This window comes from Thermoactinomyces daqus (genome assembly GCF_000763315.1).
GTDB lineage: Bacteria > Bacillota > Bacilli > Thermoactinomycetales > Thermoactinomycetaceae > Thermoactinomyces_A > Thermoactinomyces_A daqus.
Window position 1 is genome coordinate 1 of the sequence record NZ_JPST01000028.1, and the last position, 22,338, is coordinate 22,338.

A 22,338-nucleotide genomic window follows, 5' to 3' on the forward strand; every position below is an offset into this window, starting at 1 on the left:
TGGGGTTTGTCATCAATCTCAGGCGAACGAGATGTTCGCCTTTTTCTTATGGATTTTCATTTGACTTAAAATAAATCTTAGTCTTAAATTAAAGGGTAATTGTCATTTGTTGCGGAGGAAGGTATCTTTTATGCTTATCAAAATCATGGTTGGCATTGTCTTGGCCTTTCTCATCTGGAAACTGTTAAAAGTAACCTTGAAAACCGCTTTCTGGTTGCTCATACTTGGATTGATCGTACTGGTCCTTTCCCCTGGTCACCTTTTTCTCGTCGAGGGACTTGGCCTGCTGGTCCTCGGTTTTTTGGGTGGCCTTCTCGTGCTGGCCATCATCGGCTTTTTCTTTTTTGAAAACAGTTAACACTTATACAGAAACGGAGGAACATCTGATGCAAATTCGTGTCGGACTGATCGGCTTTGGTTTATCCGGCTCCACCTTTCACGCCCCGTTAATCGGACACGTGGAAAATCTCGAATTGGCAGCCGTCGTTTCTTCCGATCCCGCCAAGGTGCACGCGCGTTATCCCGATGTAAAAGTCGTTCCGGATACAGAAGCACTTTTGAAGATGAAAGAGATTGACATCGTGGTTATCTCCAGCCCCAATCTCACTCACTTTGATTACGCGAAGAAGGCGATTGAAGCGGGCAAACACGTCGTGGTCGAAAAGCCGTTTACCGTCACATCAAGTGAAGCGGACCAACTTATTCAGTTAGCCGAAGAAAAGGGCGTGATCCTGACCGTCTACCATAATCGCCGCTGGGATAACGATTTCCTGACCATCAAAAAAATCCTCGATCAACAATTACTCGGTCGTTTGTCCACTTTTGAATCCCATTACGACCGCTATCGCCCGACCGTCCGCCGTCGCTGGAAAGAGCAAAACCTGCCCGGATCCGGTGTGCTATATGACCTGGGCTCACATCTCATTGACCAGGCCCTTCTCTTGTTTGGAAAACCGCAAACGATTTGGGCCGATTTACGTGCTGAGCGGGAAGGAACGGAGTCTGTCGATTATTTTCATCTGGTGCTGGGATATCCCGAACTGCGCGTCATTTTGCACTCCGGTTCTCTCGTTCGCGAAGCGGGACCCCGGTTTATCCTGCACGGGGACAAAGGAAGTTTCATAAAATACGGGCTCGACCCGCAGGAAGAGCAGCTTAAAGCCGGTTTGCTGCCGGATGAACCCGGTTTTGGTGAAGATGAAGCGAAATCTTACGGGCAGATTCACACAACAATCGGCTCTCTTCAGACAAAAGGACGAATCCAAACCATACCCGGGCGTTATGTTTCCTTTTATGAACAATTGGCCGAAGCCGTCCGCAACGGCACAAAACCGCCCGTGGCGGCAGAGGAAGCACGCGATGTGATTCGCATGATCGAATATGCGATGCAAAGTGCCCAGGAGCAGCGGACCATTACACTGAACGGCCACCGCTGACCATATCCCCCATCCGCAATGAGTACCTCTCACAGCGGGACGTATCAGGGAAATCTCATCGTTTCCCCTCCGATTTCCGGCAAATGCCAAGTTCCCCTCTTCGTCGGGGAGCTTGGCATTTCTCACCTTTTTGGACTAACCTCTTTTTTTCCGCATAAAATGAACCATACCGGATATTGGAGGAATGGAAATGGATAAACGGATTTCTTTCAGGCCAATCATCTTCGGCACGGTTGTGGCAATCAATTTGATGCTGCTTGCTCTTGTCATCGGCAAAAAATCCGTTATCATTCAGGAAGCGGTTCCGTCACTTGCCCCGGCGTCAAAACAGGCGATCACGATCAGTTACGAAATGGAAAAAATCGGGTCGCGCAAAGTTCCCGCTGCCTCAGATACCGGCAAAGGATACTGGATTGTCGAACACTACCGCCAATTTGAATGTCACTATGACAGAAAAAACGGACACTTGCTTTATAAAAGCCCGACGAATAACGACACCTATCTTCGTTACTGGCAACCGGCCAAGTAATTCAGGAGGTCGCCTTCTTTTTCGCCCGGGTTCCCTTTCTCTTTCCTTTTCCTTTCCCCGAAGCGGCAGCCAGACTGGCTTGCAGCGCTTCCATCAAATCGACCACTTTCTCCGGTCTTCCGGCCGGCGCTTCCACTGTATCCTCCTCCCCGATTTTCTTTTCGATCATTTCCTCCAGCGCGGTCCGGTAATCGTCTTTGTATTTTTCGGGATCAAATGGCGTAGACAGTTGCTCGATCAATTGTACAGCCATCTTCAATTCCTTTTCCGGCAGCTCGCTTTCAGCCGGAATGTAAGGGATTTGCTTATAATCACGCACTTCATCCGGATAAAAAATGGTTTCCATCACCAGGCTCTCCCCGTAAACGCGAATGACAGCCATCGATTGTTTCGAGCGAATTGTCACTTTGGCCACCCCGATTTTGCCTGACTCCTTTAAAGCCTGCCTGAGAAGGGCATATGCCCGGTTATTTTCATCCTGCGCTCCGAGATAGTACGATTTGGCAAAATAAATCGGGTCAATCTCTTTTAACTCCACAAAATCGATAATCTCAATGGCCCGGTTGGCATCGGGCGCCAGCGCCTTCAAGTCATCATCTTCCAGGATGACATATTTCCCTTTGGAATACTCCACCCCTTTGACAACTTCATCCCACGAAACTTCCCGCTTGCAGTGCGGACAGGTGCGCACCATCTTGACCGGCGTCTGGCACTCTTTATGCAAATAGCGAAAGCGAATATCCTTGTCCTCCGTCGCCGCATACATCTTCACCGGAATATTCACCAGGCCAAAACTGATCGATCCTTTCCATATCGTGTGCATCGTTTATCACCTCAGCTTTTGGAAATCAGCTGCCCCCAACAAGATCGAGTCAAATCAGGCCTTCCCTCCATCAAGTGGCATACTCCTTCATAAAAGAGGGGATCTTTCCAGTTCGGAGCAAGCTTCTGTGCCGTTTTAAAATGGCTGATCGCTTCGCCGGAATGTCCCATCTCCAGTGTCGCCCGCCCTTTCTGATAATAGCCCATCGCTTGCAGAGCCGTTTGTTCATGCGTAATCAGCTGGTCTGCGATGCTGGCGGCTTGCCGGAAGTCACCGGTATGCGTCGACAGATGGGAACGAACCGCCAACCACTTGGGCTGTTCCGCCACCTTTGCCGGCAAACGGCTCACCGCCGATCTCGCCTGCTTCAACTCTCCCTGGCTGATGGAGATCCATACATAGGCAAAAAGCAGATCCGGATGGTCCGGGAACAAACTCAACCCTTTTTTTAACCATAACAGGGATTCGCTTTCCCGTTTAAGCGTCCACAAATTCCAAGCAATCCCGTAATAGGCTTCCGGTTTTTTCGGGTCGGATGACAATAACCTTTTATACCACTCCATCGCCTGGGCCGGCTGCCCCATCTCCTCATAATCATGGGCGATCGATTCCATGATTCGGGGAAGTTTCGCTTTTTCATAGGAAGCCAGCCGCCAGAAGGAAACACTCCCCCACTCCTGATGGTGGCGGTAACAGCTGGATAAATAATACATCGATTCCCAATCATCCTCATTGAGCGACAGAGCATGATAAAAATAAGGGATCGCTTCATGGTATTCCTCAAGCCGGTAATGACAGGCTCCAAGATTAAACCAGGCATCCGCGTGATCCGGAAGCATGGAAACCACCTTGGAAAATTCGCGAATCGCCTGACGATCATTTCCTTCTTTCACCAAAATGCAGCCCAGCATGTGCCTGGCAAACCCGATAAATGTCTCATGCGCAGCGGTTTTGGCCACCAATTCAAACTGACGGCGCGCTTCATCCAAATTCTCCTCCTGAAAATGGGTAAGCCCCAGATAAAGCCGGCCTAAAAGGAAATCAGGTTCGAGTTCGATCACTTCCTGAAACAACCGCTTGGCTTTCGCGTACATCGTCAGGCCGTAGTAACCCTGCCCCTGGCGAAATTGGCGAACAGCGGATTCATCGAGCCAAATCTCTTCATCAATCTCTGTTTCGTCACTCCCCAGATCAGGGTGGTCATGCAGCAGTTGTCTGATCTCCTCCTCAACAAGCGCCCATGTTTCCAGCAGTTGATCACAAGATTGTTTGATTTGCAAAAACCTCTGCCGCCATTTCGTTTTTTCGGCCAATGAACAGTTTGGATACTTTAACTTGATCTCTTCCAAAGCATTGTGCACTAAATCTTGCCATTGTTGGTGAAACATCGTTCTTCCCTCCAGCCGGATATTCCCTATGTCATAGCGTATCTCTGCGGCACGGTTTCCATGCAAAAAATAAAAAAGCGGCCGATGGTTCCGGTGTCCATCGGTCGCTTCTATTAAACTTCACGGGAATGACTCTCAGAGGATCGCCCCGTGAACTTCTTCGCCAAGCATTTCCACAATCCGGTTTTGCTCATCCAGCAAAGCGATTTTCGGCTTGTGGGTGCGTGCCGTCTGCTCATCCATCATGGCATAGGACATGATGATCACCACATCACCCGGCTGCACCAGCCGCGCGGCCGCCCCGTTCAAACAAATCACTCCGCTGCCGCGCTCCCCGGGAATGACGTATGTTTCCAGCCGTTCACCGTTGTTGTTATTGACGACCTGCACTTTCTCGTTCGGCAAAATATCCACTCGTTCCAAAATCTCCTCATCAATCGTAATGCTTCCGACATAATTGAGATTGGCTTCTGTTACCGTCGCCCGGTGGATTTTTGCCTTCATCAACGTACGCAACATCATCTTAATCCTCCCTGCCACCAATCAACAAGTTATCGATCAATCGCGTCGCCCCAAACTTCACCGCCACGGCCACGATCACGCGTTGCCCTTCCCAGCGGAAAAAAGGTTCCAGATCCGGGTAGGTTAAGGCTTCGACATAATCGATCTCCGCCAGCGGCATGGTGGAAATGCGCCGGCGCACGTATTCCTTAATCTCTTCCGCGTGTTCCAGTTCCCCGTGTTTCAATTTCTCCTCCGCTTCACGCAGGGACCGGCTCAGAATCAGCGCCTGTTCTCTTTCCGTCTCAGACAAATAAACATTGCGCGAACTGAGCGCCAAGCCATCCGCTTCGCGCACAATCGGGCATGGAACGATGGTGACCGGAAAGTGCAAATCTTGCACCATTCGTTCAATCACGGCCACTTGTTGGGCATCTTTTAACCCGAAATAGGCGCGATCCGGCCCGACGATATTGAACAATTTGGCCACGACGGTTGCCACCCCGTCAAAATGGCCCGGTCGGGAAGCACCGCACAGCGGTTCACTCACTTTCCTTACCTGAACGGTAGTCAGGGTTCCCTCCCCATACATTTCATCTACCGAGGGATAAAAGAGAACATCAACCCCCGCCTGGCGGGCCAATGCGGCATCGCGTTCCAGATCGCGCGGATACCGGTCAAAATCTTCACCGGGTCCGAATTGTAAAGGATTGACAAAGATCGACATTACGACCGTTTGGCACTCCTGCTTTGCCCGTCGCACAAGACTGAGATGCCCTTCATGCAAATAGCCCATGGTCGGAACGAAACCGATTTCCCTATTGATTCTGAGCGGCTTCAAGTACTGTCGTAATTCTGCAGCTGTTTCTACGATTTTCATTTGCCATAAACTCCTTTTTGATTGCCATACAATTGTCCAGCCAACTCCGCCCCCAGATGCGTCGCATGCTTCTCTTCGGGGAAACGGCGGGTTTTTACCTCATGAACATAATCGCTGACCCCTTTGAGCATCAATTGCCCGGTTTGCTGATACACTTTTACGAAGGATGGATGCCAATCGCCGGACATAGCAAGGACATCATGCCAGACAAGAACCTGACCGTCGCAGTAGCGGCCGGCTCCAATTCCGATGGTCGGAATGGATAATTGTTCCGTGATGCATTGCCCGAGCTCTTCCGGCACACATTCGAGCACCAGCGCAAATGCCCCCGCCTCTTCCAGCCGCTTGGCTTCCTCGACAAGCTGCCCGGCGGCTTGCAGCGTTTTTCCCTGAATCACATATCCTCCCAACTGGTTGACCGTCTGCGGGGTTAAGCCCAAATGCCCCATCACCGGAATGCCTGCTGCCGTCAACGCCCGCACATTCACCAAAATCTCAGAGCCGCCTTCCATTTTGACACCATAAGCCCCGCCTTCTTGCATTAATTTGGCCGCAGCTTTGATTACCTCATCTTTGGACAGATGGGCCAAGGCAAACGGGAGATCGGCAATCACCATCGTCCGTTTTGTCGCTCGCGTCACGGCTTTTGTATGGTGTAACATATCGGCGAGGGTGACCGGAATGGTCGAATCATATCCCAACACGACCATCCCCAGGGAATCTCCGACCAAAATCACGTCAGCCCCGGCTTGTTCGGCAAGTTTGGCCGAAGGATAATCATAGGCCGTAATCATGGCAATCGGCTCTTTCTCGCGCTTCATCTTCACGAGCGCTCTGGTCGTCACTTTTTTTGGCTTATCGCTCATGCAGGTATCCTCCCTTTTCTCAGGGCCCTTGGGAGAAGAAAAAGAAAACGCCCGTTTTGGCATTCACGGGACCAAAACAGACGTGAGGTTGCTAAATCGGGTTCCCTCTGTCTCCGTCCCAACGGCTCGAAGCAGATCCATACAGATAAAAAAATGTACGCAAGGAGATGAAGTGCAGCTCCTCTCCGGATGCCGCCTCTCCCCACTTATAAATTAACGAAAAACAAGGCAAATTGCAATTTCCTCCGCTAAAGAGCGAGGATTTTTTCTTTGAAAATGCATCGGCAGGTACGGGATTGTGCGTGATAAGTCAACAAGTTATCCGTAAAATTTTTGCATCGGTGGAGTATTTAAACAGCGATTCCTGAAAACTCAGCATTGTTACAGAAATTAATACAGATATATTATAAAATTTATAATTATTTCGAAAGGAAAATTTTATTTTATGTCAAAATAATTAAAGAAAACTTACATCAGGAGGCGGGTTATGAGCTGGAAAAAATCGATTCGCCGATCTGTGCAATGGGCGAGTGTGCTGACGATTTTGCTTGGAACCGCTGTAAGTCCGACTTTTGCCCATGCCGAATCAGTTGTGCCAAACCGGGTGCCGGGAGCTTATCAAACGCCGAATCAGCCGCTGTCGCAATCCCTGCTGCAAGCAAAGGACCCGGCAACCACCAAAAAGCCTGAGAAAAAAGGCGTATTGGGCCCAATTCATCCACGCTACGAGATGAATGTCAATTATGATTCAAAGGCACATCAAATCAACGGAACCATGAAAGTCCAATTTACCAACAATCTCAAACAAGATCTGACCGAGCTGTATTTCAACCTCTGGGGAAATGCCGCAGTTTTTAAAGAAAACGGCGGTGGCATCGATGTTCAAAATGTGAAAGTGAACGGCAAAAAAGCCAGGTACGAGGTAAGAGATACCTCCTTACATCTGCAGGGGTTTTCTTTGAAAGCAAACAAAAAAGCTTCCGTTGAAATGGATTTTACAGTCTCTGTTCCGGAAGGACAGGATCGTTTCGGCTGGTCCGGGACCACCGTCTCCCTTGGCAACTGGTTTCCGATCCTCGTTGTTTATGACGATGAAGGGTGGAATGTCGATCCCTATTTCCCATATGGTGAAAGTTTCTATTCTTTGACCGGTGATTTTGATGTGACTGTAACCACCGACAAGTCACAGGTGATCGCTGCCACAGGGACGGAAAAAGGCCGGCCGAAAATCGTCGGAAACCAGGCTGTCCACCATTATGTGGCCAAAAATGTCCGCGATTTTGCGATGGAAATGGACCCAACCTATCATGTCAAGTCAGGGATGGCCGGAAATACCAAAGTAAACGTGTACTTCACGGACAAACAGGCCAAATTTGCCGATGCGATGTTGGAATCAGGCATTGACAGCCTCAAACTCTACAGCGAAAAATTCGGGAAATACCCGTGGCCGGAACTGGATGTAGTCAGTATGGAAGGCTGGTTCGGAGGGATGGAATATCCACAGCTTGTGATGATTTCCATTACGGACAACAGCACCGTGGACAGGGTGAAATCGGTGGTCGCCCATGAAAACGGCCATCAATGGTTCTACGGGATCATCGGCGACAACGAATATGATGAACCTTGGCTGGACGAGTCGTTTGCCACATTCTCGGCCGCTTTGTACGACGGAACCTTGGACAGCCTGACCGCAGAACCTTTGGAAGATCCTTCCTATCACCTGTCATCCAAAGTTTCCGATTTCACGGCCCGCGGGGATGAAGGAGTGGATGCTTATTATTACATGATTTACTCCTACGGTGCCCGCACGTTAAATGACCTGCGAAAAGAACTGGGCGATGAACAATTCTACCGCTCCATGCAGGCTTATTTCAAAGAGAAAAAGTTCGGGGTGACAACGACTGCGGATTTCATCCGGATCATGGAGCAGACAAGCGGACGTGATCTCTCCGGATTCTTCGCGGATCATCGGGTATATCTATCCGATCAGGAAAATTGACCCGATCGCCGTACAGCAAAATGAGAGAGGGGCACTCATCCCCTCTCTCATTCTTTCTTCCGGCCAATGCGATTCCTCCCCGGAGCTGTGCCGGAAATCTCTCCATGACTGACACATTGCTGACCGTATAACGCCCGGTTTTCTGTCCCCGTCGGTACATTTTGCAAATTCAATTCTGCAATGGAGACGCATCTTTCGACGCATCTTTAAAAAATTGCGGTAAATATTTTTTATGTGCCTCCAGCATCTCATCCAAAATCTGTTTGGCGACAGAATCAGACGGAACCAACGGGTTTATCGTCATCGCCAGCAAGGCCGTTTTGTAATCTCCTGTGACAGCAGCTTCTGCCGCCACCCGTTCAAACGATTTGATTTGTTGGACGAGACCCCTGACAGCGACGGGAAGATCTCCCATCGCAATGGGCACAGGACCTTCTTTGGTGATAACGCAGTTGATTTCCACGGCGGATTCGGCGGGAATACTTGCGATCGCTCCGTTATTCTTCACATTGACGGGCTGGATGTCGCGTTTGTCATTGTAAATCGAATCAATCAAGTTGCAGGCTGCATCACTGTAATAAGCACCTCCGCGCTGTTCCAGCTGAGGCGGTTTAATGTCCAATTCGGGGTCCTGGTACAGCTCAAAAAGTTCGGCTTCGATCTTCTTGACGACTTCCGCCCGGGTTCCCACCGTTCTTGCGGCCTCCAATTCCTGCTCAAGCATTTTGCTCGTTTGATAATAGTAACGGTGATATGGACAGGGAAGGATTCCCAAAGCTTGAATAAATTCTTTCTCCCAGCCCAAATCCTTAATATTTTTCATCGTCATGCCGGACTGCTCTCCGCCGGTCAGCAGATCGATTACCTGTTCGGTCACCTTTTTGCCGTCCATATATACATCCAATCCGAAAACCATATGATTTAAACCTGCAAAATCAATGTGAACACGTTCTCCCTCCACACCGAGCATTTCGGCGACGCTCATTTTCATTCCGACAGGTACGTTGCAAAGACCGACCACTTTTTTAATGTTGCTGTAACGAAGAACAGCCTCCGTCACCATACCGGCCGGATTAGTAAAGTTGATCAGCCAGGCATCGGGACACAACTCTTCCATATCTTTGCAAATGTCCAGGATGACAGGGATGGTTCTCAATCCTTTAAATAAACCACCCGGACCGTTGGTTTCCTGACCGATCACCCCGTATTTCAAGGGAATTCTTTCATCCAAAGCTCTCGCATCCAGCAATCCAACACGGAACTGGGTAGTGACAAAATCGGCATCTTTCATCGCTTCACGCCGATCCAAACTGAGATGAATCTGCATGGGAATCCCGGCTTTATCCACCATACGCTTGGCCAGGCCTCCGACGATATTCAATTTTTCCTTTCCTTCCGGAATATCCACCAACCACAGCTCTTTAACCGGGAGTTTATCATATCTCTTGATAAATCCTTCCACCAGTTCAGGTGTATAGCTTGATCCTCCGCCAATGGTAACGATTTTCAGCCCGTTACTCATGATCGTCTACCTCCATCACCCATCATATTTTCAAATATTCATACAGATCGACCAATTCGGTTGCCAAGTCTTTCACCGTAATGGCATTCATCAAATGATCCTGCGCATGAACCATTAACAACGAAATTTCCCTCTTTACTCCTTTCACCTCCTCTTGAATCAGGGATGTTTGTATGTGATGAGCCTGATTCAGCTCTTCACCGGCCTGTTGCAATTTTTCCCTCGCCTCGGAAAATCTGCCCTGTTTCGCTGCTGCTATGGCTTCCATCGCACAGCTTCTCCCGTTTCCCCCATGAATGATGATCTGAAAGATCACTTTCTCTGCATTTTCCATTCTCCGATTCCCCTTTGAGTTTGAACAAAAAGCACGTCAGACATTGTCCCGGACCTAAACCACCTTTTCCTCCTGAGAGTTGGCCGTTTCATCCCCCTCTTCTTCCAATCGTTTTTGCTTATCCCACATTCTGAAAAATGGGTAATACACACAAAAGGTAATCACGATATTGACCAACTGCATGACGGCACCGGATATTTTTCCACCCGTGGCCAGATATCCGGAAATGATGGGGGCATTGTCCAGGGAACCGCGATCCCGGCAGGTCTGGCCACCAATCCGGTCTTCATTCCAATATATGTGGATATGACGGTAAGAATGGGTGCAACAATAAACGGAATCAACATCGCCGGGTTCAATACAATCGGCATCCCGAAGATGATTGGTTCATTGATGTTAAAGATGGCCGGGCCGATCGCCAAGCGCCCCAACTGTTTCATTTGCTTGCTTCTCGAACGCAGCAGCATGGCCAGTGCCAAGGCAAATGTTGCCCCGCTCCCGCCAACATTGATAAAGTTATCAAAAAATTGCTGGGTAAAAATGTTGGGTAACGCCTCATGATGCTGAAAAGCCACCCGGTTGGCATCCATGGCCCCGTACCAGATCGGAGCCATCACGCCTCCTACGATACTGGCTCCATGCAGCCCGCAAACCCAGAGCAACAGTTTTATCAGTTCGGCAACAAGGCTTCCTCCCAGACTGCCCCCCAAAATCCCGAGAGGCTTTCCTAACAAATCTCCCACGATATTATGCAAACTTTCGAAATGGGTCTGTTCGACGAGCAAGCGGGCCAGCCAGATCACCGTAATCACTGCAAAGCCCGGAATAAGGGCAACAAATGACTTGCTCACAGAAGGCGGGACTCCATCGGGCAGTTTAATGAAAATCTCCTTTTGAATAATCCAACGATAAATTTCGGTGGACAGGATGGCAACCAGCATCGCCACGAACAATCCTTTGCTTCCCAACAGTGATGTCGGAATCCCGCCATCGACGAGAATCGCTTCTTTTGCCCCTTGAGGAGTAAATGGCACTTTAAATGGGGTTGCCAATAAGAAGGCGGCAACGGAAATGACGCCGGCCGATAACGCATCAACCGCATATTTTTCAGCGAGCCGATAGGCGATTCCAAAAGCGGCAATGAGCGCCATAATATCAAAAGTAACCCCGACCGGATAAGACAACTTCTCAGCCCACTGTCCACCGAAGTGTTCAGCCATAAAAGCATCATATCCCGGAATCGGTAGGTTGGATAAAATCAAAAAAACGGAGCCGATAATAATCAAAGGCATGGTTAAGACGATTCCATCCCGCAAAGCCTGCAAGTGGCGTTGAGCAGCGATCCGCCCGGCAAGCGGCATCACGCTGTTTTCCAAAAAATCATTTAATTTTCCCATAAATTCACCTCCTGTTTGCAAGCAACTGTTGTGCGAATTTCAGCACTTCCGAACCATTACATGTGCCATAATGGACGGTGTTGATAACATCAACCGGAATCCCTTTTTCTTCCCCCAATTTTTTCAATTGCTTAAGCAGGTATCGAACTTGAGGCCCCAGGAGCAACACATCTGCCTCATCAATGTGATTGCGTACTGCATCAGCCGGAACAGCCCAAATTTTGCATTCAATCCCTTGTTCCTCTGCGCTTTTGAGCATTTTTGTTACCAACAGACTTGTTGACATCCCCGCTGAACAACATAACAAAATATTCATTCATAACCCCTCCTTATTGATCGGACAGATCAGGACGGTTGGAAACCAAAACGCAAAATCTCCTCTGTTATGCCAAATCCAACCCAGCAAAAGATCAAAAACGATGTTTACAGTTTGATTGTATTTTAAAAATACTTACATTTACACGCATCCTTTTTCCGTTAAGCAACGGAAAATGTTTGTCCAACATTTTAAAAAATGCATTATAGGGAAAATGTTTTTTATTCGACCCAAATAAAAAACCTCCCGCTTGTTCAGCCCTGTAAGGAGCGACAGCAAGAGGTGCCAGGATTTGCGTCAGGATTGCTTGAACAGTACATCAACAAACTCCCGGTAGGTTTTGCATTTAAGTAGCTGTTGAACCATTTGGCCATCGTTTACAACCTTGCCCAGCAGATCATACATTTTTTGTAAATCTTCCCTGCTGTTTTTTTTCACACTTAATAAACAAACAAATTGGACACGCTTATCCCCCCACTCGATCGGCTTTTGCAAGGTACATACCGCCCAAAACGTAGTTTCTGTTTGCGGTACGATGGGATGTGGGATCGCTACGAGATTGCCGAAAGATGTCGGGGATAAGGCTTCCCTCTCGAAAACGGAAGCCAAAAACGTTTCATCGACAAGGCCTGCCTGTTGCAATTGATCCCCCAAAAAATGCAACACTTCTTCTCTTGATTTAAACGTCTGCTGAAGAAATACCAATTCTTCTCTGGCATATTCCAATATTCGCCCCGCATTTTCAAAGATGGCCCGTTCAATTTTTTCCAGATCCATCCCTTCGAGAATCGTATTCACCTCAATTACCGGGATCGGCAAAGGATGAAGGATCGGAACGGTGCTGATGAGAAAATCAAGAGATTGCATAGGGATTTGATCCAGTTTGTAATATTCGGTCGTTCCCAGGATCTCAAGTCTGGAACCAAACCTGGAGCGCAATTTGTAGTATAAGAGCCGGGCACTGCCAACGCCTGAGGCACATACAATCATGCAGCGCTTTTTGCGCTGATCATTCATCCTGCTTCTTTCCATTGCTGCAGCGATATGAAGAGCAAGGTATCCCATTTCATTTTCATCAATTTCGATGCCCATTTTCTCTTTTAGAACCATCCCTGCAAGAATCGCTGCCTCAAAGGCGATCGTATAATTTGATTTAATGGTCTCAAGCATTGGGTTTCGTATGTTCATTCGAAACCGATAGCGGTTTATCGCGGGTTTTAAATGAAGACTGATTCCAACGACAAGTTCCTTATCATGCTGAATTCCCAGCCTGAGTTTATTCTCAATGGTTTCCAGAATCTCCATTGTTAAAGCATAGATGTCCGGATCAATAAACGTCTGGACTTCGGTTTCGCAGAGAGCAGGGTCTACGGTAATTTTGGTTCCCAGTAAATGAATGGCAACATACGCAATCTCCGCAAATGGAAATTTTATTTTCAATCTCTCCCCGATTTTTTTCAATATATTGGTTGCCACCTCAAATTCTTTTTGCTTAATGATGTCCTTTAATTCTTCTTTGTACCAAGATACATAGTTCCCGCTTTGTATCCGCTTACATGCGATCGCAATATGAATGATAAGATTGTTCAAGCCAATGTCCGAAAGGGTAATTTCTTCTTCCTTTATCTGTTCCAGCGTAATGGTTTGAATCACTTTCATCTCTTCTTCAGGGAGAAGCGGAACACCGTCCTGAATCAGACTCCGTTCCGTTTCTTTTCGGTTAAAGAGATATTCGGACATGCAAAAACGCCATTTCATCTCATCCCCTTTTAATTTCAATCCATAATTAGGCCGCTTTTCCAATTCGAGCCCATACGCTTTCAATCGTTTTTTTACGGTACGCAGATCATTTTGGATAGTTGATTTGCTGATGTATAATTCCTCTGCCAAATCTTCGAGTTTGACATACCCTTCAGAGAGAAGAAGCCGTTTGATTAAATAGTCGGCCCTCTCTTCCGGCAGAGTCGGAATCCCTTTGCTTTTCGGCGAATCAGTCTGAAAAATCTCTTTGAGAAGTGTCCGAAAAAGCTCATGATCATGAATGATCAATTCATATCCGGTCCCTCTTACAGCCCGGATCGCAGCACCGTTTTCGGTCAGTAAAGCATCCAATTCCTTCATGTCATTTCGAATGGTCCTGGAGGTAACTTGAATCACATTGGCCAAATATTCGCTGGTTAAAGCTGTCTTGGCCGCCATCAGCTCCCGCAAAATCCCGATCATCCGGGCATTCAGCACCATGAATCCCCCCGTCTGACCCATTTTGAGAAACACACCATTTTTCTGTTAAAGAATCGATGAATTTTTTGATATCCCTCAACAGAGCAAGCAAATCATCTTTCATTTTTTAACCTTGTTGAAGTGAATAATTGGTTGCCCCCCTGTTTCGGACAGTCACAATCTTTATATGCTATAATTATAATAAAAAATCAAATCATTCATAATATTAATCTTTATATTCGTATTTGGAAGTAAAGAAGCGGTACGCCTTATGTCCGGAAAAGATGCAAGCAGAATGAAAAAAAGAGCCCTGGAGATCATCCCTAAGGGCTCTTTTTTCATGTGAACATGCGTTGTTGGCAGGGCGGTGGCGTCCCCTGTCCGCTTGCCGATACTTTCTTTCTGGAGTGGCATCGCTCCCAGCTTCTTTTTACGAACGATTCCCTCCTGCGTCCCATTCGACCTCTGCTGAGTAAACGGGCGTGATTCCCGTAGCGGTGCGGATCAGTAAAGCTCCTTGTTCATTTAACCGCATCGCGACGCCGGTTACGGATCCCTGTGTCGTTCTGGCGGTGATGGTTTGGCTCAGCATTCCGGCTGTTTCTTCCCATTTCTCCCGAATAAAGGAAAATCCTTCGCGCAAATAGCGGTCATAAATTTGCTCCAATTCCTCCAAAATGGCAGCGACCAACGGAGGACGGTGTATTTTTGTTCCCTTTTCTTTCGCCAGGGATGTGGCAACATCCTTAATGTCATCCGGCCACTGATTCACATCAGCGTTCACATTGATGCCGATTCCCAAAATCACATAGTGAACCCTGTCCTGCTCTCCCCTGAGTTCGGTCAAGATCCCGCACACCTTTTTCCCGTCAATCAGCAAATCGTTGGGCCACTTAATGCGGATCGGCAGGCCGGTGACGCGGTACATCCCTTCCCGTACTCCGACGGAAGCGAGCAGGGTGAGATGGGAAGCATCCGTCAAGGGAATGGGCGGGCGCAAAATCAAGCTCATCCAAATTCCTGTCTGCGGGGGGGAGTGCCAGGTCCGTCCCAATCTCCCCCTTCCTTGTTTTTGCTCTTCGGCGATCACGAGCGCTCCTTCCGGCGCCCCTTCGCGCGCCCATTGATGAGCGATGACTTGCGTGGAAGGAGTGGTCGGCTCATAGCGCATTTCCCGGCCGAATCGATCCGTATGCAAATAAGGCAGGATCTCTTCCGGCGCAATCCGATCCGGTCGGTAAATGAGCCGGTAACCGCTGCGCGGGCGGGCTTCAATCTCATACCCTTCATGCCTGAGCTCCTCAATATGCTTCCAGATGGCCGCACGGCTGCAACCCACCCGGCGGCTGATCTCCTCACCCGAGATAAATTGATCGTAATTGTTGATCAACAGTGAAATCAATTCATTGCGAATCGACTTTTCCAATTTTGTACCCTTCCTCCAGCAAAGCATTTTTATCATTTGGCAACAAGCCAAGTGCCACCTGTTCATAAAGATTGTTTAACACCTGTCCGACCCATGGCCCCGCCTTTTTCCCCGAATAACGAATGAGCTCCTCCCCGCCCAAGGCCAACTCCCTTCGCTCCTTCACCGGCATTTCGTTCCACCAGTCCTGAAACCTGGTCTCTGTCAGATCTTTGTCCATGATTTTCCCGACGAGTCTCCTCAATTGGCCGGATCGTCGGACGGAATCCAGCCCATGGCGCAGAAGCTGCCGTTTCCAATAGACCGGATCGGTTGCCGTCCATTCTCCCGCCAACATCAACCTGAAACAAACCGATATCTGTTTCTGATCACGGGTGGGCAACTTCAACGCTTTCAGCCGTCTTCCCAAGCAGGCTTCATCTGTTTGGCACAACCAAAGAAGATAAGCCCAGCGAACGATCCGATCGGATGTGTGGTCAAAAGATGCCGCTTGATCCGGCGGGAAAGATTGCAGATCCCACCGGCAAAACGGGGGCAAAGCGCGAAGCAGGTCAGTCGAAAACAATTCTCTTACCCCGGCGGAAGGAGAGACGGCTTTCCACATCTTCTCCAGTTCCTGCACCACGCGTTCCACTGAGAGATGAAAGCACTCCGACCGTAACGCGATCAGCGCCCGCCGGGTTTCCTCTTCCAACGCAAACCCGAATTGCGCGACAAACCGCACGGCCCGAAGCATGCGCAGCGCATCTTCCCGAAAGCGATCACGCGGATTGCCCACGGTGCGGATCCTTCCGACCAGGAGATCTTCTTTTCCGGAAAAATAATCAATCACCTGTCCCCGACGGTTTTTCGCCATCGCGTTTATGGTAAAATCGCGACGGGCCAAATCTTGTTTCAACGAGGAAACGAAACGCACCTGGCTGGGGCGCCGCCGATCCAGATATGCTTCTTCAATCCGGAACGTGGTGACTTCCAGCGGAATTCCCTGTTCAACCACGGTGACCGTTCCGTGTTTCAAACCGGTGGGAATGGTTCGCGGAAACAGGTTTTGCACCTGATCGGGAACGGCATCGGTCGCAATATCATAATCCTGCGGGGAAATGCCCAGCATTTCATCCCTTACGCATCCGCCCACCAGGTATGCCTGAAATCCGGATTTCTCCAATTGTTCCATCACGCTTAACGCTGCCGCTTTTCTTGTGTCCATCCTCGATCCTCCCGCTTATTTCTCCAGGAGGCGGTAATAAATCTGTTCATATTGCTCAACGATCTTCAAACCGCAAAATTTCTCCCGCACCCGGGCCAGGCCCGCTTCCGAAAACGATTGATACAACCGTTCATCGCGAAGCAGCCTGATGGCAAAACGCGACATGCTGTCGGTGTCCCCCGGATCAGCCAGAAAACCGGTCACTTCATGTTCCACCACTTCGGGAATCCCGCCCGCGTTGGATGCGACCGTCGGGACACCGCAGGCCATCGCTTCCAGTGCAACCAGGCCAAAGCTTTCTTTCTCCGACGGAAGCAACAGCAAATCCGCCAATGAAATCAATGCGGCCACTTCATCCTGTTTCCCCAGAAAGATGACACGATCCGTCAGCCCGAGATCCTCCACTTTTTGAATCACTTTCGGCAATTCAGGTCCTTCTCCGACCAACAGCAGCCGTGCGGGAATCTCTTGCTGCACCTTGTAAAACACCTCTATGACATCGAGAGGGCGCTTAACGGGGCGAAAGTTGGAAATATGGAGCAAGATTTTTTCATGCGGTGCCCCGTACTTTTCGCAAATATGAGCGACATCGCGCGGATAGTAAATCCGGGTATCGACAAAATTGTATATGCAATCGATGGGCCGGTCGGAACAAAACAGCTCATAAGTCTGTTTGACCAAACTTTGCGATACCGCCGTCACCGCATCACTTTTATTGATGCCGAAACAAATCACATCCCTGAGAGAGGGATCTTCTCCCAGGACGGTAATATCCGTACCATGCAATGTCGTCACAACTTTGAGATGCTCTCCCACCATCTGCTTGGCCAATACGGCCGCAATGGCATGGGGAACCGCATAATGGACGTGCAACAAATCAAGCTCGTATGTTTTCGCCACTTGTGCCATCCGGCTGGCAAGTGCCAAATCATACGGAGGATATTTAAACACCGCATAGCGGTTTGCTTCTACGCCGTGATATCGGATATTCTGCATGAACTTTCCCAACCGGAACGGCATGTCATACGTGATAAAGTGGATATCATGCCCCCTTTCGGCCAGCAATTTTCCCAGCTCCGTAGCGACCACTCCGGAACCGCCGTGGGAAGGATAACAAGTAATTCCAATACGCATGGGGCCCCCCCTCCTTCATCATTTTTCCTGAGGAATCAACAATGTTTGTTTGAGCGGGCCGGCACTCACCAATGCTTCCCCATACAATGCGCCGATCTGATGTCCCCACAACTGATCGCGGCCGCGGATCATGGCCAGATAAGTAGGGCTGTTCAGCGGTGTCTTCACCTCACCCTCATTGGGGTCAAACTGGCTTTTATAAGCCAAAAGCGCTTGCTGTTTGCGTTCGTAAACATCGGTTACATCAACAATCAGATCAGCCTTATGTACATTGTTGATAAAATAATAAAAAACCTGGTCAACCCGGTGAGCCGATTCTCCACCCGGTGTCTGTTTCATCCGAATGGCCGCATCAAAAACCGCCTCTTTCACCATCCGGCTGCAAGCGACATGATCGGGATGCCGGTCTTCCCAGTACGGAGCCAGGACCACCCGGGGCTTTAATTGCCGGATCACCTGGGTCATTTTTAAAATCTGCTCCTCACTTCCACGGAGGCCCCGATCGGGAAAACCCAACTGGATCGACCGGGAAATCCCCAGAATCTCCGCTGCAGCTTTCGCTTCTTCCCTCCGTCTTTCCACTGTGCCGTTGGAAGAAAGCTCCGCCTCGGTCAGATGGCAAACTGCCACCGAGAACCCGTTTTCCGCGTGCTTAGCCAGGATTCCGCCAATCCCGATCTCCGCATCATCCGGATGAGCTCCAAATGCCAAGATATCTATGCTCTCGTTCATTTCGACTCCTCTTTTCTTCATCAACTCTGATTCTTTCTCACGTAGTTGCGCCAGTTTAATTCCCCTTGTTCAATCGCCCGAATCATGATTTCCGCCGTCGCCAGATTGGTCGCGACAGGAATGTCATGAACATCGGCCAATCGCAAAAGCGCCAGGATATCCGGTTCATGCGGCTGCGCTGTCAATGGGTCGCGAAAAAAAACAATAAAATCCATCTCATTTTGCGCCACCAACGCCCCGATCTGCTGATCACCGCCCAAGGGACCGGACAAAAAACGATGCACTTTCAGTTCCGTCGCTTCCATAATCTTCGTTCCGGTGGTGCCTGTCGCATACAGCCGGTGCGGCTTCAAAAACGTTTCATAAGCGATGCAAAACCGGATCATATCTTCTTTTTTCTTATCATGGGCAATCAAGGCGATGTTCAACTGATCTTCCCCCCTGCAAAGAAGATGCGTGCGTAAAGAGAGCGGGTGTGCCGCCTGTATGCCAGAACAACAAATTTTTATCCGAGGCGTCTCTGTTTTTTACCTGGTCAATCAATCCTGCCAATGCTTTACCCGTATAGACCGGGTCGAGACACACCCCCTCCGTTTGTGCCAGAAGGCGTATCGCTTCATTTCCCTCCTCTGAAGGGACTCCATATTTTCGTCCGATATAGTCATCCAAAATCCGAACCGACTGAAGGGAAAACTCACCTGCTTCCCCGATTTCCCGCATCAGATTGTCACCCAGGTGCCTGACTTCCTGTTCAGCTTTCTCCTTTGACAGCCAAACGCTGATTCCCACCAGAAGGGTTCCGGCCGGATCACGTTCCTGTCCGCAGGCAAGACCGGCAAGCGTTCCCCCGGTTCCTGCCGGCAAATAGATTTCATCAAACGGCGGCAGGTTTTGTTGCTTGCGTTGACGCTCAAGCTCGTCCCATGCCAAGACGTAGCCGTAATCCCCCACTGCCGTCGATCCGCCGACAGGGATCACATAAGGCTTTCTCCCTTGTTCTCTCGCTTCTTCCGCCTTTTCTTCCATCGCCTGAAGCAGTCCTTCCGAGCCGTACGCCCCGGTTAAAAAGCAGGTGGCTCCGAGCAGATGATCAAGCAGCAAATTCCCTTGAATGCTTCCCCATCGGCTTCCGGCAAAACAAAGCCAGGTGTCCAGCCCTGCCCGATTGGCCGCGGCAATAGTCAGCCGGGCATGGTTGGATTGCAGGCTGCCCCCAGTAATGATCAGATCGCATCCCTGCTCCAACGCTTCGCCAAGCAAAAACTCCAGCTTCCGCAACTTGTTGCCGCCAAAGGCGAAGCCGGTGAGATCATCCCGTTTTATCCAAACGCTTTTCGCCCCGATCGCCCGGGCAAAGCGGGGGAGAGGCATCAGCGGCGTTTCTCCCCACAGAATCGGAAATCGTGGAAAATCAACCACGGCTATTCTCCTTTATCAGTCCAGAATATTTTCCAGTCCATAAACCAGCTTGTCCAGTTCGATCACTTTTTCTATCGCCAGCTTAACCCCCGGCATGAAGGATTCGCGGTTTAATGAATCATGGCGCAGGGTGAGCAATTGCCCGTTTCCTCCGAACAGCACTTCCTGGTGGGCGACCAAGCCGGGCAGGCGGACGCTGTGAATGCGGAATCCCTGATAATATGCACCGCGGGCTCCGTCAAGGATCTCTTTTTCCTCCGGATGTCCCTGCTTCATCTCTTCCCGCGTCTGCACAATCATCTCCGCCGTTTTCACGGCCGTTCCCGACGGGGCATCCAGTTTGCGGTCATGGTGCGATTCGATAATCTCCACATGCGGCATGTATTTGGCCGCCTGCTTGGCGAAAATCATCATCAAAACTGCACCAATCGCAAAGTTGGGAGCAATAATCGCACCGATCCCCTTGTTTTGGCACAGGGACGACAGGCGCTCTATTTCTTTTTCCGGCAGGCCGCTAGTGCCCACGACAGGACGGACACCCGCCTGAATGGCCAGCTCCATATTCTCCGCCACCACATGGGGAGTGGTGAAATCAACGAGCACATCCGCTTTCGTCTGATTCAGCACCTCAGCAACAGAAGAGGTAAACGAAAGGCCATAGCGGCCCAGCCCCAATGTTTCCCCCACATCTTTTCCCGCTTCGGAACGGGATACGGCACCAACCAGTTGCAAATGCTCATGCTGGGACAGCATTTTTACGACTTCCCGGCCCATCCGGCCATTTGCGCCCGCAACGATGACTCGAATTCCCATGATGTCTGAACCTCTCTTCATGCTGTTATTCTTCGATCCGCGTCCACCGATTGGCATCGCGAACCCGATATTTTTCCATCACTTCATTAAAAGCCTGTTCCAGATCAATTCCAAGCGAATTGGCAAAACAGGTCACAATAAAGATGATATCTCCCAATTCATTGGCAATCGTATTTTCCTCTTCCCCCGGTTTTTTTGGCTTTTCCCCGTAAAGGTGGTTTACCTCCCGGGCCAATTCCCCCACTTCTTCGGTCATACGTGCCAACATCGACAGAGGTTTGAAATATCCCTCTTTAAACTGACTGATATATTCATGTACTTCTTGCTGAACTTCTTTCAGCGTTTTACTCTCCATCGGCCATCACCCTCCCGATTCTATCATGTTACCGAAGTCCTCGGATAAACTCAATGCTTTCACCCGGGATCATGCCAAATCGTGCATTGATGAAGCATTTTTGGAAATGTATAATATAGCAGAATCATGATTCCAGTTAAGGGCGGGTCAACCATGAAACACAAGCTGACTTACCATTTCAGAAACGTTTTGCTCATTTTTCTCGGTTCGCTCATCTTTTCATTCGCCATCAATTACTTTACCATTCCCAGCCATTTATCCGAAGGTGGTTTTACGGGAATCGGCCTGCTCACCTATTATTTGTTCCGTTGGTCACCCGGAATCGTCATTTTCGTCCTCAATATTCCCCTCTTGCTCATCGGTTATAAAGTGTTTGGCAAACAGACCTTTATCTATACGATCATCGGCATTGCGGCTGTCTCCTTGATGTTGGAAGTGACGACGGATCTCCCGAAAATCTGGGGTCCCCCGCCGCATGATACACTTCTGTGCGCCCTTTATACCGGAGTTTTGTCGGGAATCGGGCTGGGGCTGATCTTCCGGATTGGCGGTACCACCGGCGGGGCGGATATCATCGCCCGGCTCGGCAACAAGTATCTGGGATGGAGTGTCGGCCGCACCATGTTCCTGTTTGACTTTACCGCCATTTTTATCTCCATCTTCATCATCGGTCGGGAAAAAGCGATGTACACCCTGGTCGCGGTGTTTATCAGCGCCCGTGTGATCGACTTTGTCATCGAAGGCTTGAGCGCCTCAAAAGCGGCCACCATCATCTCCAACAAACCCCAGGAATTGGCCGGGTTTATCACCAAAATAATGAACCGCGGAGTTACGATCCTCGAAGGCCGCGGCGGTTATACCGGCAAAACCCGGGAGGTTTTGTATGTCGTCGTCGCCCCGAATGAACTTCCCAAATTAAAGCAGATTGTCGACAAAATCGATCCGCAAGCCTTTGTGGTTGTCCATGATGCCCGGGATGTTCTGGGGGAAGGATTTACCTTTGGCAACGGCGGCATAAAAAACAACAACGGTTAAGAAAAA

General features: G+C 49.5%; 22 protein-coding genes and 1 pseudogene. 5 read left to right on the forward strand and 18 right to left on the reverse strand.

Annotation, left to right across the window (positions count from 1 at the left end; all coding sequences use genetic code 11):
- The first annotated feature begins 130 nt into the window (after window positions 1-130).
- The 3 genes from JG50_RS0112130 to JG50_RS0112140 all read left to right on the forward strand — a co-directional run bounded on the left by JG50_RS0112130 (window position 131) and on the right by JG50_RS0112140 (window position 1,965).
- Window positions 131-358 carry a hypothetical protein gene (locus JG50_RS0112130; protein WP_033101390.1) on the forward strand — a complete coding sequence of 76 codons (228 nt, stop codon included), beginning with the start codon at window positions 131-133 and terminating at the stop codon, window positions 356-358.
- A gap of 28 nt (window positions 359-386) precedes the next feature.
- Window positions 387-1,436 carry an oxidoreductase gene (locus JG50_RS0112135; RefSeq protein WP_033101391.1) on the forward strand — a complete coding sequence of 350 codons (1,050 nt, stop codon included), beginning with the start codon at window positions 387-389 and terminating at the stop codon, window positions 1,434-1,436.
- Between the two features lie 190 nt (window positions 1,437-1,626).
- Entirely contained in the window at window positions 1,627-1,965 is a 339-nt protein-coding gene (locus JG50_RS0112140) for a hypothetical protein (RefSeq protein ID WP_033101392.1), read from the forward strand.
- A 1-nt stretch (window position 1,966) separates the two neighbouring features.
- Here the strand turns inward: JG50_RS0112140 and ku are convergent, their stop codons facing one another.
- From ku to panB, 5 genes are all read right to left on the reverse strand, one after another.
- Window positions 1,967-2,788, reverse strand: coding sequence for a non-homologous end joining protein Ku (ku, locus tag JG50_RS0112145; RefSeq protein ID WP_033101393.1), 822 nt, complete (start codon window positions 2,786-2,788; stop codon window positions 1,967-1,969).
- 11 nt (window positions 2,789-2,799) lie between these two features.
- Window positions 2,800-4,176, reverse strand: coding sequence for a tetratricopeptide repeat protein (locus JG50_RS0112150; protein ID WP_033101394.1), 1,377 nt, complete (start codon window positions 4,174-4,176; stop codon window positions 2,800-2,802).
- Between the two features lie 135 nt (window positions 4,177-4,311).
- A complete protein-coding gene (gene panD, locus JG50_RS0112155; protein ID WP_033101480.1) occupies window positions 4,312-4,695 on the reverse strand; it encodes an aspartate 1-decarboxylase in 384 nt (127 codons plus the stop codon).
- A gap of 4 nt (window positions 4,696-4,699) precedes the next feature.
- A complete protein-coding gene (gene panC, locus JG50_RS0112160; protein WP_033101395.1) occupies window positions 4,700-5,557 on the reverse strand; it encodes a pantoate--beta-alanine ligase in 858 nt (285 codons plus the stop codon).
- Window positions 5,554-6,423, reverse strand: a complete 870-nt coding sequence (panB, locus tag JG50_RS0112165; RefSeq protein WP_033101396.1) for a 3-methyl-2-oxobutanoate hydroxymethyltransferase — start codon at window positions 6,421-6,423, stop codon at window positions 5,554-5,556. Before panB ends, panC begins: the two co-directional genes overlap by 4 nt.
- A gap of 487 nt (window positions 6,424-6,910) precedes the next feature.
- Here panB and JG50_RS0112170 point away from each other — a divergent pair, with 487 nt between their 5' ends.
- Window positions 6,911-8,422, forward strand: coding sequence for a M1 family metallopeptidase (locus JG50_RS0112170; RefSeq protein ID WP_033101397.1), 1,512 nt, complete (start codon window positions 6,911-6,913; stop codon window positions 8,420-8,422).
- 169 nt (window positions 8,423-8,591) lie between these two features.
- Here the strand turns inward: JG50_RS0112170 and JG50_RS0112175 are convergent, their stop codons facing one another.
- From JG50_RS0112175 to JG50_RS0112240, 13 genes and pseudogenes are all read right to left on the reverse strand, one after another.
- Window positions 8,592-9,944 carry a 6-phospho-beta-glucosidase gene (locus JG50_RS0112175; protein WP_033101398.1) on the reverse strand — a complete coding sequence of 451 codons (1,353 nt, stop codon included), beginning with the start codon at window positions 9,942-9,944 and terminating at the stop codon, window positions 8,592-8,594.
- A 22-nt stretch (window positions 9,945-9,966) separates the two neighbouring features.
- A complete protein-coding gene (locus tag JG50_RS0112180; protein ID WP_033101399.1) occupies window positions 9,967-10,278 on the reverse strand; it encodes a PTS lactose/cellobiose transporter subunit IIA in 312 nt (103 codons plus the stop codon).
- A gap of 54 nt (window positions 10,279-10,332) precedes the next feature.
- A pseudogene (celB, locus tag JG50_RS18295) lies at window positions 10,333-11,675 on the reverse strand (PTS cellobiose transporter subunit IIC).
- A gap of 4 nt (window positions 11,676-11,679) precedes the next feature.
- Window positions 11,680-11,991 carry a PTS sugar transporter subunit IIB gene (locus tag JG50_RS0112190; protein WP_033101400.1) on the reverse strand — a complete coding sequence of 104 codons (312 nt, stop codon included), beginning with the start codon at window positions 11,989-11,991 and terminating at the stop codon, window positions 11,680-11,682.
- 297 nt (window positions 11,992-12,288) lie between these two features.
- Window positions 12,289-14,229 (reverse strand): BglG family transcription antiterminator, encoded by a 1,941-nt coding sequence (locus JG50_RS0112195; RefSeq protein WP_033101481.1) that lies wholly within the window; start codon window positions 14,227-14,229, stop codon window positions 12,289-12,291.
- A 412-nt stretch (window positions 14,230-14,641) separates the two neighbouring features.
- The gene (locus tag JG50_RS0112205; RefSeq protein WP_033101402.1) at window positions 14,642-15,637 is read right to left on the reverse strand and encodes a biotin--[acetyl-CoA-carboxylase] ligase; all 996 of its coding nucleotides are present in this window, start codon (window positions 15,635-15,637) and stop codon (window positions 14,642-14,644) included.
- On the reverse strand, window positions 15,615-16,844 hold the full coding sequence (locus tag JG50_RS0112210) for a CCA tRNA nucleotidyltransferase (RefSeq protein ID WP_052154280.1): 1,230 nt from the start codon (window positions 16,842-16,844) through the stop codon (window positions 15,615-15,617). Before JG50_RS0112210 ends, JG50_RS0112205 begins: the two co-directional genes overlap by 23 nt.
- A gap of 15 nt (window positions 16,845-16,859) precedes the next feature.
- A complete protein-coding gene (gene bshA / locus JG50_RS0112215) occupies window positions 16,860-17,978 on the reverse strand; it encodes an N-acetyl-alpha-D-glucosaminyl L-malate synthase BshA (protein WP_033101403.1) in 1,119 nt (372 codons plus the stop codon).
- Window positions 17,979-17,996: 18 nt separating this feature from the next.
- A complete protein-coding gene (bshB1, locus tag JG50_RS0112220) occupies window positions 17,997-18,710 on the reverse strand; it encodes a bacillithiol biosynthesis deacetylase BshB1 (RefSeq protein ID WP_033101404.1) in 714 nt (237 codons plus the stop codon).
- 20 nt (window positions 18,711-18,730) lie between these two features.
- Window positions 18,731-19,138 (reverse strand): methylglyoxal synthase, encoded by a 408-nt coding sequence (locus JG50_RS0112225; protein WP_033101405.1) that lies wholly within the window; start codon window positions 19,136-19,138, stop codon window positions 18,731-18,733.
- Window positions 19,113-20,129, reverse strand: a complete 1,017-nt coding sequence (locus JG50_RS0112230; RefSeq protein WP_052154281.1) for a 1-aminocyclopropane-1-carboxylate deaminase/D-cysteine desulfhydrase — start codon at window positions 20,127-20,129, stop codon at window positions 19,113-19,115. Before JG50_RS0112230 ends, JG50_RS0112225 begins: the two co-directional genes overlap by 26 nt.
- Window positions 20,130-20,144: 15 nt before the next feature.
- Entirely contained in the window at window positions 20,145-20,942 is a 798-nt protein-coding gene (gene dapB / locus JG50_RS0112235) for a 4-hydroxy-tetrahydrodipicolinate reductase (protein WP_033101406.1), read from the reverse strand.
- Between the two features lie 25 nt (window positions 20,943-20,967).
- Window positions 20,968-21,297, reverse strand: coding sequence for a nucleotide pyrophosphohydrolase (locus tag JG50_RS0112240; RefSeq protein ID WP_033101407.1), 330 nt, complete (start codon window positions 21,295-21,297; stop codon window positions 20,968-20,970).
- Between the two features lie 153 nt (window positions 21,298-21,450).
- Between JG50_RS0112240 and JG50_RS0112245 the strand changes: the two genes are divergently transcribed.
- Window positions 21,451-22,332, forward strand: a complete 882-nt coding sequence (locus JG50_RS0112245; protein WP_033101408.1) for a YitT family protein — start codon at window positions 21,451-21,453, stop codon at window positions 22,330-22,332.
- The last annotated feature ends 6 nt before the right edge of the window (window positions 22,333-22,338 follow it).